Annotated in this window: 10 protein-coding genes; 1 reads left to right on the top strand and 9 read right to left on the bottom strand. The window is 48.1% G+C overall.

All coding sequences use genetic code 11. From position 1 onward, the window contains the following. Positions 1-202: 202 nt before the first annotated feature. Positions 203-457: an AbrB/MazE/SpoVT family DNA-binding domain-containing protein gene (locus ACFSUC_RS07015; RefSeq protein ID WP_379928809.1), complete on the bottom strand. Its 255-nt coding sequence runs from the start codon at positions 455-457 to the stop codon at positions 203-205. A gap of 359 nt (positions 458-816) precedes the next feature. Continuing rightward, the gene (gene trmL, locus ACFSUC_RS07010) at positions 817-1281 is read right to left on the bottom strand and encodes a tRNA (uridine(34)/cytosine(34)/5-carboxymethylaminomethyluridine(34)-2'-O)-methyltransferase TrmL (protein ID WP_379928808.1); all 465 of its coding nucleotides are present in this window, start codon (positions 1279-1281) and stop codon (positions 817-819) included. 157 nt (positions 1282-1438) lie between these two features. On the opposite strand from trmL, the gene ACFSUC_RS07005 reads away from it, so the two are divergent. After that, the gene (locus tag ACFSUC_RS07005; RefSeq protein ID WP_379928807.1) at positions 1439-2152 is read left to right on the top strand and encodes a response regulator; all 714 of its coding nucleotides are present in this window, start codon (positions 1439-1441) and stop codon (positions 2150-2152) included. Between the two features lie 188 nt (positions 2153-2340). Here ACFSUC_RS07005 and serC read toward each other — a convergent pair whose 3' ends face one another. The 7 genes from serC to ACFSUC_RS06970 form a co-directional block, all read right to left on the bottom strand. Next, positions 2341-3429 carry a 3-phosphoserine/phosphohydroxythreonine transaminase gene (serC, locus tag ACFSUC_RS07000; RefSeq protein WP_379928806.1) on the bottom strand — a complete coding sequence of 363 codons (1089 nt, stop codon included), beginning with the start codon at positions 3427-3429 and terminating at the stop codon, positions 2341-2343. A gap of 183 nt (positions 3430-3612) precedes the next feature. Then, positions 3613-9198 carry an alpha-amylase family glycosyl hydrolase gene (locus ACFSUC_RS06995; protein WP_379928805.1) on the bottom strand — a complete coding sequence of 1862 codons (5586 nt, stop codon included), beginning with the start codon at positions 9196-9198 and terminating at the stop codon, positions 3613-3615. Positions 9199-9480: 282 nt separating this feature from the next. Then, complete coding sequence (gene glnA, locus ACFSUC_RS06990) at positions 9481-10905, bottom strand: type I glutamate--ammonia ligase (protein WP_379928804.1); 1425 nt, start codon at positions 10903-10905, stop codon at positions 9481-9483. A gap of 277 nt (positions 10906-11182) precedes the next feature. After that, positions 11183-12223 carry a 3-deoxy-7-phosphoheptulonate synthase gene (gene aroF, locus ACFSUC_RS06985; protein ID WP_379928803.1) on the bottom strand — a complete coding sequence of 347 codons (1041 nt, stop codon included), beginning with the start codon at positions 12221-12223 and terminating at the stop codon, positions 11183-11185. 165 nt (positions 12224-12388) lie between these two features. Then, positions 12389-13345: a 4-hydroxy-3-methylbut-2-enyl diphosphate reductase gene (locus tag ACFSUC_RS06980; protein ID WP_379928802.1), complete on the bottom strand. Its 957-nt coding sequence runs from the start codon at positions 13343-13345 to the stop codon at positions 12389-12391. 252 nt (positions 13346-13597) lie between these two features. Then, entirely contained in the window at positions 13598-15040 is a 1443-nt protein-coding gene (locus ACFSUC_RS06975) for a sensor histidine kinase (protein ID WP_379928801.1), read from the bottom strand. Between the two features lie 3 nt (positions 15041-15043). After that, positions 15044-15730: a response regulator transcription factor gene (locus tag ACFSUC_RS06970; RefSeq protein ID WP_379928800.1), complete on the bottom strand. Its 687-nt coding sequence runs from the start codon at positions 15728-15730 to the stop codon at positions 15044-15046. Positions 15731-15863: the final 133 nt, after the last annotated feature.

Raw genomic sequence — 15863 nt, 5'->3', positions numbered from 1 at the left:
TTTTCATTTTTTTGCTTTTCGCTCTCACTTTTTTTGCGTTTCGCTCTCACTTTTTTTGCTATCTCAAATGATATTTTCGAATTTGTGCAAGAACCTTGCTTTCTCTTGTATATCCATGAACCCTATTTTCTCTTGCGCTGCAACATGCAAAATACCGCTTGGCCAAAGCCAAGCGGTATTGATGTGAGGAAAAACTTGTTGCTTACGCGTGCTTGTAGATGTTTTCCATTTCTTTGATGCAGGATTTGCAAATAAAACGATCCTTGTACTCCATTACACCTTCTACATTCGTGCAGAAAGAGCATCTAGGACGGTATTTTTCAAGGATGATATGATCTCCTTGTACAAGAATTTCTACTGGGTCGCCTTCGTTCATGCCATAACGTTTGCGGAGCGATTTCGGTAATACAATTCGCCCTAATTGATCCATTTTTCTTACTACGCCTACTGGTTTCATTTTGGTCACCTCATATTATAATGTCTAATTGTGTTAGTAGTCGAAACCCATTCACTCATTATACTACAAAATTCTACAAAAAGATTGTTACAATTTTTTATACTTGTGTTTTTCCCTGATAGAAGGAAAATTTGGGATCGATGATACAAGTATGAAACGATTAATTTGATGGATATTGGGTGTTTGCCAATATGTGTAGTATAAACGATGTGCAAGGAAGTTTGCAAGTGTCATTTTTTGTCGAAAAGATATGTATTTTTGTCCTCCCTCTGAACACCTCCTACATAAAATTTCGAACATCGGTTATTTTTTATGTCTTTGTCCTGATCATACGATGGTGGTCTTCCACGACACCAGCCTTATTTCAGTTGTGGAAATCCGATCTGTCTCAAAGCTTCATAGACCATAATTGCCGCGGAATTTGATAGATTGAGTGAACGGACAGCATCAGTCATCGGCATCCGTATACACGTATCCATATGAGCATGAATCAGGTCTTCCGGCAATCCCTTCGTTTCTTTGCCAAAAACGAAAAAATCTCCGTCTCTGAATGCAAACTCAGCATAATGTTGCCGTGCCTTGGTCGTGGCAAAGAAAAATCGTCCTTCCGGGTGTGTGTCCATGACTTCCTGAAAGTGATCATAATATTGAATATGAACAGCATGCCAATAATCCAGGCCTGCCCGTTTCAATGTTTTGTCATCGGTGTCAAAGCCCAAAGGCCTTACCAGATGGAGATGTGTCCCCGTAGCGGCACATGTTCGGGCAATATTCCCCGTATTAGCCGGTATTTCCGGTTCCACCAGTACAATATGTAGTGGCACGTTCCTTCACCTCATTAGTTCATTCTGTTTCGTTAACGATCATTTTCCATAAGTCGTCATTAATTTTTACACAGTTTTTACGCGTTCTTAATATTCGATTGATGGAACGCTGTCATAATAACATTATCAATAGAGAGAATCAAAGGAGACTTCAACTATGAAAAAAAAGATTTTAGTTGTCGATGACGAGCCTTCCATCTCTATGCTGATCGAATTCAATTTAAAGCTTGCTGGATACGATGTGCAATGTGTATTTGATGGTGAAGCTGTATTTGATGCCATAAAGACATTCCGACCCGATCTGATCGTACTCGATCTGATGCTCCCGAAAATGGATGGCATTCAAGTATGCAAGCTCTTGCGTGAACAAAACAACCTCGTTCCGATCGTCATGCTGACCGCGATGGCTGATTTATCCGACCGCATTGCCGGGCTGGATCATGGGGCCGATGATTATATGACCAAGCCTTTTAGTCCCCAGGAGCTGATCTCCCGTATTCGCGCTTTGTTTCGACGTATTCAAACCATCCCTTCCACCGAAGAGAGCGATCAGATTGTGATCGGCGATTTGAATATCGACCCGCGGGAAAGAGAAGTGTCATTGAATGGAGACATGATTGATCTGACACCCAAGGAATTCGAACTGCTGCTGTTTTTATGCAAGTATCGCGGCAAAGTGCTGAGCCGTCAGCAACTGCTTCATGGTGTATGGGACTATCATTTCCTGGGAGATACCCGAATTGTCGATGTACACATCAGCCATTTGCGAGACAAGATCGAACAAAATGCACGCAATCCTCAATATATTTTAACGGTTCGCAGTGTCGGATACAAGCTTGTGGGACCTGCGATGCAGGAATCGCTCGCCTAGCAACCGGCCAACCACTCAGGCGCATGCATCTGATCCTGGTCAAACCGGGCATCTGGTGCAGACAAATCCAGTTTGCTCTCATACACAAAGAAATGGTGGTACAGGTTTACAGACCTGATACCACCATTTCTTATTTTTATGCGTCCGGTCCACTCAGGACCAGAACCTTCACGTTTGATATGCGTTGCTTAGCCGTGTTTCTTCTGGAAGTCCAGCATGAATTGTTGAAGAGCCTTGCAGCTCTCATAAGGAACGGCGTTGTACGTCGAAGCCCGCAATCCCCCCACACTGCGATGTCCTTTCAATCCGACAAAGCCAGCTTCCTGGGATTCCTGAATAAATTGTTTTTCCAATGCTTCGTTCTCCATAGTGAACGTCAGGTTCATGATGGAACGATCAGCTGGTGCGGCAACGCCACGGTAGAAGCCCTGGCTTTGGTCAATCACATCATAGATCAGCTTCGTTTTTTCTTGATTGAACTGTTCCATCTCTGCCAGTCCGCCTTTTTCCTTTACCCATTTCAGCACGAGATTGACCATGTAGATGGAGTAAACCGGCGGCGTATTGTATAAGGAATTGTTATCGATATGTGTGTCGTATCTGAACATCGATGGCAAGTTGGCAGGAGACTCCTGGACAAGATCCTCTCTTGCAATCACAATCGTCACACCGGATGGACCCAGATTTTTTTGAGCGCCTGCATAGATCAGACCGAACTTTGAGACATCCAGCGGACGGCACAGAATATCACTGGACATGTCTGCAATCAATGGCACCTTGCCGGTTTGCGGAAACTGCTGATACTGAATGCCGCCAATGGTTTCGTTCGAAGTGATATGGAGATAAGCGGCCTGTTCCGGAAGTTCCAGAGCGGAAAGATCCGGGATTTCCTTGAAGTCCTGCTCCTTGGAGCTGGCTGCGATATGCACGTCGCTGAACAGCTTTGCTTCCTTGATCGCCTTGTTTGCCCAGCTTCCTGTATGCACATAGCTGCTGACTTGTCCTTCACCCACCAGATTCATCGGAATCATAGTGAACTGACTGCTGGCCCCGCCTTGCAAAAACATGATTTTATAGTTGTCGGGAATGTGAAGCAGCTCTTTCAGCAAAGCTTGCGTCTCATTATGTACCTGTTCATATTGCTTGCTGCGGTGAGATACCTCCATAATGGACATGCCGATTCCCTGAAAATCCACGAATTGCTCTTGTGCTTGTTGCAAGACTTCCAGCGGAAGTGCCGCAGGCCCTGCATTGAAATTATACGCGCGTTTATTCATCTCTCCACTCACCTTCTCTTTTCATTTAACGTAATGATAGCAGGTATCCCTATGCCATTCAAGAAACATTTCACACCGGAATCAGAACGTTTTTTGAATTTTCATGCAAGTCTGTTCAATAAAATTCCCTCCTGCATAAACACACAGGAGGGAAAAGATTCAGACCTTCAATCCGCGCTTCGCTTATCCGTTAATCAAACGAAGCAATTGGGACATCACTTGTGCACTCTCTGCCCGGGTGGCATTGCCTTTTGGCACAAACTGATTTTGTCCCTGTCCTTTCATAATGTCCAGCGCATGGGCTTTGCCCACATCGTCAGCAGCCCACTTGGAAATGGACGCTTCGTCACCAAAGCGGTGCGAGCTAATTTCCGCAGTCACGCCTGCTGCATATTCATACGCCTTCACCATCATAACGGCCATTTCCTCACGGGTAATCGTCTCATCCGGCGCGAATTGCTCTTTGCTTCTGCCATTGACGATTCCCGCCTGGTATACTGCTGATACATCGGCTGCATACCAAGCCTGATCTTTCACATCCGCAAACGGATGCTCCCCATCGCCTTGCAAGTTCAAGGTTCGGGCAATCAATGCTGCAAACTGGGCACGCGTTACTTCTTCACCAGGTGCAAACATCGTGTCTGTCACACCCGCTATAATCTGCTTCGCAGCCATTTCTTTGATGGCTTGCTCTGCCCAGAAGCCCGCTTTGACATCTGCAAAAGTTTTGTTGTATTCCAGTACGGCATATTTACTGAAATGGCTGACCTGTGCCACCATCATGCCATTCTCCACTTTGCCGCCTACATATTCCAGTTCTCCGTCATCCCCTACATAATACATGCCGGTTAGCGATTCGTCCGCTCCCTCTTTGACTTTCAGACGCAGCGTAATCGGCTTGCTGAATTGCGTCAGCTTTGTTTGCTTGCCCTCTTTCGTCTGGATAGACAGGGTGAATGCATACACCTCACCTGCTGTCTGAATCTCGGCTTTTTTCTTGCCCTTCGCCTTATCCAGCAGCTGTGCCGTCTCATTACCGTTCAATGCTGTAAATTCAAAGCTGATTTCAGCATCCTGCATTTCTTCATCAGACAACAGCCCCTGCACCTGCTTCAGTACATCAGCCGGAATCTCTGCAGTGAACTCTTCACTTTGCACAGACAGGCTGTTCTTGCCGTCAATAGCCGCTGCATTCGCAGGAAGCAATACTTTCTTTTTGCCTTTGGCCACACTCACGCCAATTTTGCCATCCTTGTCTGCTTTCGGGTTGGTTACCGTTTCCGTGTCTTCTTCGGAATCTTCCTCTGTATCATTCGGCGGAATCACGCCGCCTGAGCCCGAACCGCTGGAAGGTCTTTTCATGACCGTCACTGCGAAATAACGTTTCTCAGACTGTTCTCCGTTCTCAATTTCTGCCGTCAACGTTACCGTCTTGTTAGATTGACCGGATGCAGGTCTGCTGACCTCTCCGTTCACCTTGATCACCTGTTCGTCGCTGGAGCTCCATGTGATGGCAGAGCCGTTGGCCCCTTCCACCGGTAAGGTCAGATGATTGGTCACGCTGGAAGCCGAATTGCTGCCTGCAAAACCAATTGCCAGCGCTTCTGTATCCAGCTCCAATGCCAGCTGCTCTTCGGCAGGTACGTCAGTCAGGATAAAGGTCCCCCCATCGTGCATCGCAGGCAAGGTCACCTCAATCTGATCATTTGCATCGGCGGTATATACGACACGATTGTAGGCATCATAGATCTCCATGCCTTCCGTGATTCCATCGAGTGTTAGCGTAACCTGCTGGGCCGAGTCGGAGGTGTTCAATCCGACATATAGAGCCTCATCCTCATGTTCACGCTCAAATACAAGGTATTCATCTGCATTGCTGCCCTGAATTTTGCTGCGTGTTCCTTTGGAGAAGATTTTCGAATGATCATCCCGAATGTTCAGCAGCTTCATGTAATGATAATGAAGCTCACCGTTGACACCGATCTGATCCCACGGCATGTCGTCTCTGTTCTCACCAAGTGCAGTATCAAAGTTCGCATTTTGACCTGTGCGGCCTAGCTCCTCCCCATAGTACACAACCGGCTGGCCTTTTGCCGTAATTTGCAGGGAAGCCGCCACTTTCAGCTGACTGAGAGCCTTGTCGTGAATCTGCTGGCTGCTGTAGGACGGATGCTTCCCCTTCAGCTTATCCTTCAAATGATACAAGAAGCCATCCTCATCATGACTGCTCAGGAATTGTCCCATCGTGACGTTATTGTCGATCTTGCCATTTCTGTCCTGTAAATAAGATTCAACCTCATCAACCTGACCTTGTACGAAATCCTCTGCTTTTACCTTGAAATCAAAATCAAGCAAGGAATCCATTTGTCCGGTTCCGGTATAGCCGCCGCGATTGTCTACGCCGCCGCCATAAAATTCCCCGATCATTTTAAAGTCAGGCTTGATCTCGGTCAGGGCGTTTTTGAAAGCACGCCACGTCGTGTTCTCGACATGTTTGACCGTATCGACACGGAAGAAATCAATGGTGTCACCACGCTCGGTGCGCGCACGCTCCAGCCAACCCGCCTGCCATTCTACAATTTGTGCCCGCACAGCCGGGTCTTCGGTCTTCAGATCCGGCAAACCGGAAAGCTCGCCGAACAGATCCGAGTCATTAATAGGCTGTTTCCGAATCATATTCTGGAATCTGGACTGATCGTCGCTTGTCGGATAATTGGTAGCTCCCGTCGTATTGGTATCACCCAGTTTCAATCCGTAACCAGTATGGTTCAACACCACATCGACCATGATCTTGATGCCACGATCATGTGCTTCGTCAATCAGCGTTTTGAACGTCTCCACATCCCCGAGATGTTCGTCTACGTCTGTAAAGTCAATGGCCCAGTAGCCGTGGTACCCGTATTGATACTGGTGCGGCTGTCCGAAACCAAGGTTATAGTTGATATTGTCGACAATCGGAGTAATCCAGATTGTATTGATGCCGAGCTCATCCAGATAATCGAGTCGATTGATCAATCCTTGGAAGTCTCCGCCATGATACGTCTCCAGATGTTCCTGATCATAGTTTTCACCATTCGGGTCATCATTGGAGGTATCGCCGTTCTCGAAACGGTCTGTCAGAATGAAGTAGATTCTGGCTTCATCCCAGTCAAAAGCCAGTTCCCCGACCGCTTGTTTCGGTTCAATGGTGACGGTCGTAGAAGTGTCATAATGATTCCCGTATTTGTCGATGACTTTCACCGGAATCGTCTTGGTACCTGCTGTTGTCGATTCCTCTACCGAAATGGTTTGAGTAAGCAGCTTCAGGTCAATCGGCTCTTTGTCACTACCGCCAATCGCAGATAAGTCCGCTCTCACACTCTTGATTATGTTCTGGTCTCCCTCATTCACTTGTACGGAGAGAATGGTATTCTCATCATAATGGACAGGGGATGGTGAGATGGAAGCGCTGATCTCCAAACTTGGACTTTGGTACTCGATATAGCTCTTCCCGTCCGTCTTGTCCGGATTATGCACATCGTCTTCTACTGTCATCTCGCTGTCGCGGGTAACTTCAAATTCATAGGTGGTCACACCATCGGCAATGTCGTTCAGTGTAAACACGAAGTATTCGTTGTCTGCGTCATAGCTCATCGTATGTCGGGATGTCCCTTCCGGGCTTTCCAGCACGAGCTCGACCCCTTCAATGCTATCCATTTCATTGTCCCTCATCAGCAGCTCATCGCGGTAATAGAACGTAGCCTTACCTTTGTCCAGTTCAGGACCTGTCAGATGAGGAATCTGGCGAATTTCCCTTGTGCCCTGAGTCACATATACCTTAGCGGTACGCTGAGTAGGTGCCAAGGTCACATATCGATCCGTCGTGATATCTTCCTCATCCCAATCATTGAGCCTGACCTTGAAGCCCATGGCACTCGTACCATCAGAAACGGGAATCTCGACAAATTTCATCCCGTCCCGTGTTTCCGTAAATTTCTTTTCATCGTTCGTCTTGCCTGTGGCCCAAACCCATAAGTTCCAGCCCTCGTAATCTCTTTCCGGACGATCATAGTAGAAGTGCACATAGCGTCTGGTCAGCGGATGCGGCTCTACCGTCAAGCTGTAAGACAGATCATGACCCAGCAAGCCATAGCCTTCACTCTCCAGTGATTGCGGCGGGATCTGGACGTCAATCGTCTGTCCGTACTCCAGTTCACTGCTGTCGATTGTAAACGTCAAGACATTTCCGCTAATGCTGTAGTCATACGTCACAACGGTAACTGACAGTCCACCATATACCGTTTCGGTAACCGATTCATTGAACTCGATGCGGAGCTCCGTCGTATCAATCGGCATATTGGCTGTTCCTACGGCCGGTGTCGCGTCCATGATGGTCAGCTGCTGGATAACCCCTTCCAGCGTCAGCGAACTGCTGTAAGCGCCCAGGGAATTCGGATCAGACCCTTCATTCCAGCTATCGGCGACTTCATTATTTGCGTGTTCGACTATGACGTCAAATGCACCATGTTGTCCGGCATTGTCTCCACTCAGTACGGCTATCGCCTGAATCTCGTCTCCACTATCTAGTTGCAGTACACTCAGCGGAATCTTGCCTTCGAATCCAACCGCAGGATCTTCTGCATTTTCTTTGTTCAGCTTTACGGCAAAATCAGCACCCTTGGTCGCCGTATCTGTGGAAAGGATCGAGTTGCCCATATCATCGGCATCAACCAGCTTGGCACTGCTATTGTCAGCCTGATGGACAATATGATATTGCGGCTTGGCCGTCGCAGCTCCGAAATTGAACGGATAGCCCTCCGGATTTGCCGATACACCTGAATCCACTCCATTGACGTTCAGGGCCAAATTCAGATATTGCCAATTTTCTACGTTAAGCGCTTCCACCCAGTAGTATAAATAATTTCCGTCATTCACCAGACGCAAATTGTCGATGTGGAAGTCTTGCCAGCCAGCCTGCTCCGAGCGACCTAGTACAGGCGCATCTGACCAGGTGGCGTCCTGACTGCCATCGATTTCAATATTAAACACCTGCAGTGTCAGTTCGTTGCTGTAAACGGACTGCACGTTCGGCGTGCTGCCATGATTCCAGTCCGAGGCGACAACATTGGAGGCGTCCTCTGGAATGACGTCAAATGCGCCGTGCTGATTGTCCGTATTTCCGCTCTGCACGACGATCGCCCGAACGGTATCCCCGTTTTCAAGTCCGAGCAGACTGAGCGGTATTTTCCCTTCAAAGCCCTGTTCACGATTGACTTTGAATTCGGCTCCCTTCTGGTCTCCGTCTGTGGTAGCAACCGGGTTGTTCAGATCGGTTGCCGCATAGATCGCTGCGACATTCACATCCGTGTTATTGCTTATGCGTTGCATGATATGAAATTGCGGCTTGGCATCCACGCCACTGAAATTGTATGAATAGTTCCAAGGGATACCGGATACACCGGAATCCGCTCCGTTCACATTGAGCGCGATATCAATAAATTGTCCGTTATCTGTCCAGTTGGGCACATTCACCGCATCCACCCAGTAGTAAAGGTACTCACTGTCGTTCGTCAATCTCAGATTGTCAATCTGATAACTCTGCCAACCTCCAGTTTGCGACCTTCCCAAAACCGGTACATTGTCCCATGCGGAATCCATGGAACCGTCCACTGCGATCAGTCCATCATTGACTCTGGCTTGCGCTTGCTGTGTGCCCATGACCGGGAACATGCCCACGATCAATGCGGCCATCAGTACATAAGCAAGCCATTTACGATACATTGTTTGCATGAATTGACCCCTTTCTCCCCTGTTAAAATAGAAACAGATGAAAACGTTTGCACATTTCTGAAAGAAAGAAGAACTGCTAGGGAGGTGTTGCCATGTTCCGAATCAGTTCTTTACCGTTGCATGAGTGCAAACGCTTTCAGCTTTACAGTGATTATTTTAACATGCTCCCGTCCTTTATACAATCCCCTATTCATTAATTAACCTCACAAAAAATGGCGGCGCAAGGTTCGACCCTTGGCACCGCCATTTTTTATGAAGCACGTTTTGCCATGTGTTCGGAAATTAGCAGTCGAAGTACAGGGAGTACTCGTGCGGATGAACACGGATGGATACGGATTTCGCTTCGTCACGTTTGAAGGACAAATAGTTATGGATGAATTCTTCGCTGAATACATCGCCTTGAAGCAAGAATTCATAATCTGCTTCGAGTGCATCCAGTGCTTCTTCCAGGCTAGCTGGAACACTGCGGATTTCAGCCTTGTCTGCATCAGACAGATCATAGATATTTTTATCCAGTGGACCATAGCCCAATTTGCGTGGATCAATTTTGTTCTTGATACCATCCAGACCAGCAAGCAGCATCGCTGCGAATGCAAGATATGGATTCGCCGTTGAGTCAGGTGTTCTGAACTCGATGCGGCAGCCTTTTGGTGTCACGGCTGCAACCGGAATACGGACTGCGGCAGAACGGTTTCCTTTGGAATATACCAGGTTAACTGGCGCTTCATAGCCTGGCACCAGACGTTTAAAGGAGTTCGTGCTTGGGTTGGTCAATGCAATCAGTGCAGGTGCATGATGCAAGATTCCACCAATATAATGAAGTGCGGTTTCACTCAGATTCGCATAGGAACCTTTTTCGTAGAACAAAGGCGTATCCCCATCGAAGATGCTCTGGTGAACGTGCATGCCTGATCCATTGTCGCCAAAGATCGGTTTCGGCATAAACGTAGCCACTTTGCCAAATTGTCTAGCTGTATTGTGAACGATGTATTTGTATTTCAACAGATTGTCAGCTGTTTTCGTCAGGGTGTCAAAACGGAAGTTGATTTCCCCTTGACCCGCTGTAGCCACTTCATGGTGATGACGCTCGACGCGAAGTCCGGCATCCGCCAGCAGGTTACAGATCTCACTGCGGATATCCTGTTGGGTGTCTACTGGAGCTACTGGCACATATCCACCTTTTTGACGAACTTTGAAGCCGAGGTTTCCGCCTTCTTCCTTGCGTCCAGTGTTCCATGCTGCTTCCTCGGAATCTACCGCATAAAAGGAAGACTGCTGTCCGCTCTCGTAGCGTACATCGTCGAAAATGAAGAACTCAGACTCCGGTGCAAAAAATGCAGCCGTTCCAACACCGGTTGTTTGCAGGAATTCTTCTGCTTTTTGTGCAATAGAGCGCGGATCACGATCGTAGCGATCCCCTTCTGGTGTATGAATGTTACACATGATATTTAAAGTAGGATGTGCGGTAAACGGATCGATAAAGGTAGATTCCGTATCTGGCAGCATCACCATATCGGATTCCTCAATACCGCGGAAGCCTGGAATGGAAGAGCCATCAAATGCAACGCCGTTCTCAAATGTCTCCTCCTCTACTTCTGTAGCAGGCAGGGTGATATGGTGGGCTTTACCGGACAAATCAACAAAACGGAAATCTACATACTCAATGCTGTTCTCTTCGATTACCTTTAAAACGTCTTGAACTGACATGAATAATTCCTCCTATTTCCGAACATTAAGCGGCTTACCACCGACGAACGTTCTCTTTTCTCAACCTTATAGACGTTATTATAAGATGAACCCCTACCCTCGTCAATAGCCATGTTAGGTATTTTTTTTATAAATGTAAGGTATCGTAACATTAGTATAAATTAATAATCCAATAGTACAAATGCGCGTGCAAAGGTGTCCAACAAAAAATCCTTCTTCCCGTCTCTAACACGGAAAGAAGGATCGATAAACGATGAGAATTCGCGCAATCAGCGGGTTAGCCGACCGGCTGTTTCACAGTATCAAACTTGCGGCCCATGACATTCGCCAGTTTCTCCAAATCAACAAGCAGATTGGCGAATTGATCAGGGAACAGGGATTGCACGCCGTCACCGGTCATGGAATTGTCCGGATCGGTATGCATTTCAATAATCAGACCGTCTGCACCTGCTGCCACAGAAGCCTTGGACATTGGCTCAACCAGCTCACGACGACCTGTGCCGTGACTTGGATCGGAAATAACAGGCAAGTGACTGAGTTGCTTCAGAACCGGAATAGCCGTCAGATCCAATGTATTTCTTGTGTAGCTTTCGAAGGTACGAATACCGCGCTCACACAGCATAACGTTTGGATTTCCACCAGCCAGAATGTACTCCGCCGCATTCAGGAACTCATCATACGTCGAACTGAAACCGCGCTTCAGCAATACAGGCGTATCGATCTCGCCCAGCTTGCGCAAAAGGTCAAAGTTTTGCATGTTGCGTGTACCCACCTGCAAAATATCCGCATACTTCGCACATACATCTACATACTCAGGCGTCATGACTTCTGTAATCGTCAGAAGTCCATGTTTTTCACCGGCTTCTGCCATCATCTCCAAGCCTTCCACGCCTACACCCTGGAAGCTGTAAGGACCTGTTCTCGGCTTGAATGCACCGCCACGGAGTACCTGTCCGCCCGCTGCCTTCACCAATTTTGCAATTTCGTCGATTTGCTGTGCATTTTCAACCGCACAAGGCCCGCCCATAACAACCAGCTGGTCGCCACCGATTTCCACGTCCTTGATTTTAATCACCGTATCACTCGGATGGAAGTCACGGCTAGCCAGTTTGTACGATTTTGAAATTTTGATCACGTTCTCTACGTCCTTCATTGCTCTGATTTGTTCAACTAGTTGCGGGTCTGCCTTGCCAATAATGCCAATGACGGTACGATCCGTCCCTTTGGAAATGTGCGCCTGTACCCCTTGTTTCTCAATGTGATTGACAATTTCCTGCAGACGCTCATCTGAAATCGTATTCGATGTAATTGCGATCATTCATTATCCACTCCATTCCATATATCGCTTCAACGCTTATACGCTTTTAAGCTTTTCATCATTAAAGTAACTATATCCTATTTTTTTTCATGCGTCAAGTGTGCCCTATTCCCATTTCAGAAAAAAACATCCCGGTCCCGCCAGGCGGTCAGACCGGGAGAATCATTACGAGGACTTTGCAGGCTGATTCTTGACACGCGGCAACAGCCGATTCAGGTCAATCGTTCGTTGCACATCCCAGGTTTCAGGCAACTCGGGATCAAACTGCTCCAGATAAGCAATCACTTCCTTGGTGATCAAGGTCGGGGTCGAGGCGCCTGAGGTAACCCCCACCTTGCGCACCTGCATGAGCCACTGGCGATCCAACTCAGTCACATCGGCGATCCGGTACGCTTTTACCCCTGCAATTTGCTCGGATACTTGCGCCAACCGATTGGAATTGTTGCTTCTCGGATCCCCCACTACGATGACGAGATCGGTTTGCTTGGCCTGTTCGGCTACCGCTTCCTGACGAACCTGTGTAGCCAGGCAAATCTCATTATGAATTTGGGCGGATGGAAACTTCCGAATCAAGGCATTCATAATATGCTTGATGTCCCATTGACTCATCGTCGTCTGATTTGTAATGATAATCTGCTTTGTCTCCAATTCCAGCGAGGCAATCTCTTCTTCCCGTTCAATGAGATGCACATGCTCAGGACAGATACCGATGGCGCCTTCCGGCTCAGGATGCCCTTTTTTCCCGATATAAATGATCTCGTAACCTTCATTCGTTTTTTCCCGAATCAGGTCATGCGTACGTGTCACATCGGGACAAGTGGCGTCGACCACGGTCAGTCCCTTCTCTCTTGCCGTATTGCGCACTTCAGGAGACACGCCATGTGCGGTCAGAATGATCGTACCTTCGGTGACCTGTTCCAGAATCTCCAGTCGATTGGGACCGTCCAGAGTCACAATCCCTTCCTTCTCAAACGCTTCCGTCACATGCGAATTGTGTACAATCATGCCCAGAATATAAATCGGTCGAGGCAAATCCAGATTTTTAGCCGTTTGCATGGCCAGCACCATGGCATCGACAACGCCATAACAGTATCCGCGTGGAGAAATTTTCACTACATCCATTTGTTCGGCCACCTCCGTTTGTTGTGATCCTGCTCGTGTAACATCGATAGCGAGCTTTCTATTGTCTTCTATAAGATAAGCTTTGTTAAGTTTCTTTGTTAAATTGCTTTGTTGAGCTACTCTATTGAAAGGCGCGATGGATATCCTCATCACAGATGATAACCGCATGAAGGAATGTCGTCTATACGGATGAGGTGGATGGGGTTGCGTTCATCTTGCCATGCAAATCTCCTTCATTATATATGAACCCATCTATTCTGCAAACCCGAGGGGCAGCCAGATGATAAAGGTGGTTCCCGTTCCCTTTTGAGTCTCTACCTCTACCGATCCATGGTGCGCGTCCATAATCCATTTGGCGATGGACAAGCCGAGACCGGTTCCTGGCGTTTCCCCTCTGGACACATCAGCCCGGTAAAAGCGCTCGAAAATATGCGGAACCTCTTCCGCTTCCATGCCTACACCCGTATCACGAATGCGAATGCCGACCTGGCTGCTTCCGGTTACAGCATCCAGCATCACTTCACCCTGTGGCGTGTACTTGAAGGCATTTTCAATAAAGATGAAGAACAACTGCTGCAAATAATCCGCATTTCCCTGAATCACCACGCCCTCAAGAGGGGAGAGATCCCCAATCTGCCACGTCGCCTTGCGAGGCAACCACTCGGCTCTGCGTGCCACTTCCTGCACAAGCGGCAGCAGGTCAATCTCCTCCAGCACGATATCATGGCCGGCATCCGCTCTGGCCAGTGAGAGCAGGTCGTTCACCAGTCTGCTCATACGCTCGGTCTCAGACAGGATATCTTTCATGGCCTCTTCATTCGTTTCTTTCACATAAACCGGGTCCAGTTCCTGCGGTTTTTCGATCCATTTTTGCTGCATTTTCTGCAACAGCTCCAGATTGCCGCGTATGGTCGTCAGCGGGGTGCGAAGCTCATGGGAAGCATCGGAAACGAATCGCCGCTGCGCCCGGTACGCCTCATTCAGATCATCATACGCTTGTTGAATACGTCCCAGCATCCGATTGATCCGATCCACCAGTCGTCCGATCTCATCATGCTGGGAGCCTTCGTAAGCGATGCGGTGGCTGAGATCATCCCCTTTTTCAATTTGCTCGGCCGCCTCGATTACATGGTCAATCGGGGTCAGGGCCTTGCGCGCCATGAACCAGCCGACACTCGCCGCCAGCGCCAGCAATACCAGGGCAGCAAACAGATAGATCCACCGGAATGCTTCCAGGGTTTGCTCTACATCCGAGACCACAACCGCGACCTGCAGCAAACCGATAAAGGTCGTCCCCTGATAAAAGGGCATATCATACACCATAAAGGTGACATCGGAATGGAGTGCATATTGCTTGAAGAGACTTCCGCTTATATCCCCCTGCTGATAGCGAGCCAGCTCTCCCTCCTTGACGGGCAGAGCCAACCCCTGCAAATTTTCCGATTGACGCATAATCTGTCCTTCTGCATTGACGATTTGAAAGAAATAGGATTCGAACGCATCCAGTGGAAAGATAATCGATCGTCCGAGCAGCTGTCTCTGCTCATAGACCTCCATGCCTTTCTCCTTCAGGTTGTTGCGAACATTGTCATACAGATAGTTTTGCAGGAAATAATACAGGATGAATCCAAATACGACGACAATCACCGTCAGAATGCCCGTATACCATAATGTTAGTTTCAATCGGATGGACATGGCTTATTCACCCCTTAATACGTAACCTGCTCCCCGCACGGTCTGAATAATTCGGGGGAAACCGTGCTCTTCTGTTTTTTGTCGCAGGAGATTAATATAAACCTCCAGCACATTAGACTCACCGCTATAGTCAAAACCCCATATCTGTTCCATAATGACATCTCTCGGAAGCACGCGATTCGGATTTTGCAAAAACAGCTTCAGCAGCTCATATTCCTTGGTCGTCAGCTCTATTCGGTGATCCCCGCGAAAAACCTCCCTCGCATCGAGGTGCATGGACACGTCCTTGAACTGAATCACGGTCGATGAATCCTGGTCTTCCCGCTGCTTGCGGCGCAGCAACGCCCTTACGCGGGCCAACAGTTCATCGAGGGAAAACGGCTTGACGACATAATCATCAGAGCCAAGGTCGAGCCCTTTGACACGATCGTCTATCTCGTCTTTCGCGGTCAGCATCAGAATCGGCACATGGATGCCGCTCTCGCGAATGCGCTGGCATACCTCCCAGCCGTCCAGCTTCGGCATCATCACATCCAGAATGACGAGATCGACCTCAATCTCCAGCAGCTTGCCCAATCCTTCCTGCCCGTTGGACGCAATATCTACCTGATAGCCTTCAAAGGCCAGACTGCGCCTTAGTAAAGACGTAATTTTCTCATCATCATCCACCACCAGAATTCGTTCCCTCATCCTGCTCTCTGCCTCCCCTGCCTCATATCTGCCTATCCCGTTTTCGCCATTTTCTAATTAGCTGTATCATAACAAAATGCGCCTCGAAAAAAAACCAAAGAGGCAAAAGCACCCTTGCTTTTGCCTCCTTCAT

The sequence above is a fragment of the Marinicrinis sediminis genome (assembly GCF_042685085.1).
GTDB lineage: Bacteria > Bacillota > Bacilli > Paenibacillales > KCTC-33676 > Marinicrinis > Marinicrinis sediminis.
This window is presented reverse-complemented; position numbering and strand designations above follow the sequence as displayed.

What these genes read in the sequence shown, in the direction of transcription:
- ACFSUC_RS07015 (WP_379928809.1), bottom strand. Translation starts at nt 457, where the DNA reads ATGAAACCAGTAGGCGTAGTAAGAAAAATGGATCAATTAGGGCGAATT.
- ACFSUC_RS07005 (WP_379928807.1), top strand. Translation starts at nt 1,439, where the DNA reads ATGAAAAAAAAGATTTTAGTTGTCGATGACGAGCCTTCCATCTCTATG.
- serC (WP_379928806.1), bottom strand. Translation starts at nt 3,429, where the DNA reads ATGAATAAACGCGCGTATAATTTCAATGCAGGGCCTGCGGCACTTCCG.
- ACFSUC_RS06995 (WP_379928805.1), bottom strand. Translation starts at nt 9,198, where the DNA reads ATGCAAACAATGTATCGTAAATGGCTTGCTTATGTACTGATGGCCGCA.
- glnA (WP_379928804.1), bottom strand. Translation starts at nt 10,905, where the DNA reads ATGTCAGTTCAAGACGTTTTAAAGGTAATCGAAGAGAACAGCATTGAG.
- aroF (WP_379928803.1), bottom strand. Translation starts at nt 12,223, where the DNA reads ATGATCGCAATTACATCGAATACGATTTCAGATGAGCGTCTGCAGGAA.
- ACFSUC_RS06980 (WP_379928802.1), bottom strand. Translation starts at nt 13,345, where the DNA reads ATGGATGTAGTGAAAATTTCTCCACGCGGATACTGTTATGGCGTTGTC.
- ACFSUC_RS06975 (WP_379928801.1), bottom strand. Translation starts at nt 15,040, where the DNA reads ATGTCCATCCGATTGAAACTAACATTATGGTATACGGGCATTCTGACG.
- ACFSUC_RS06970 (WP_379928800.1), bottom strand. Translation starts at nt 15,730, where the DNA reads ATGAGGGAACGAATTCTGGTGGTGGATGATGATGAGAAAATTACGTCT.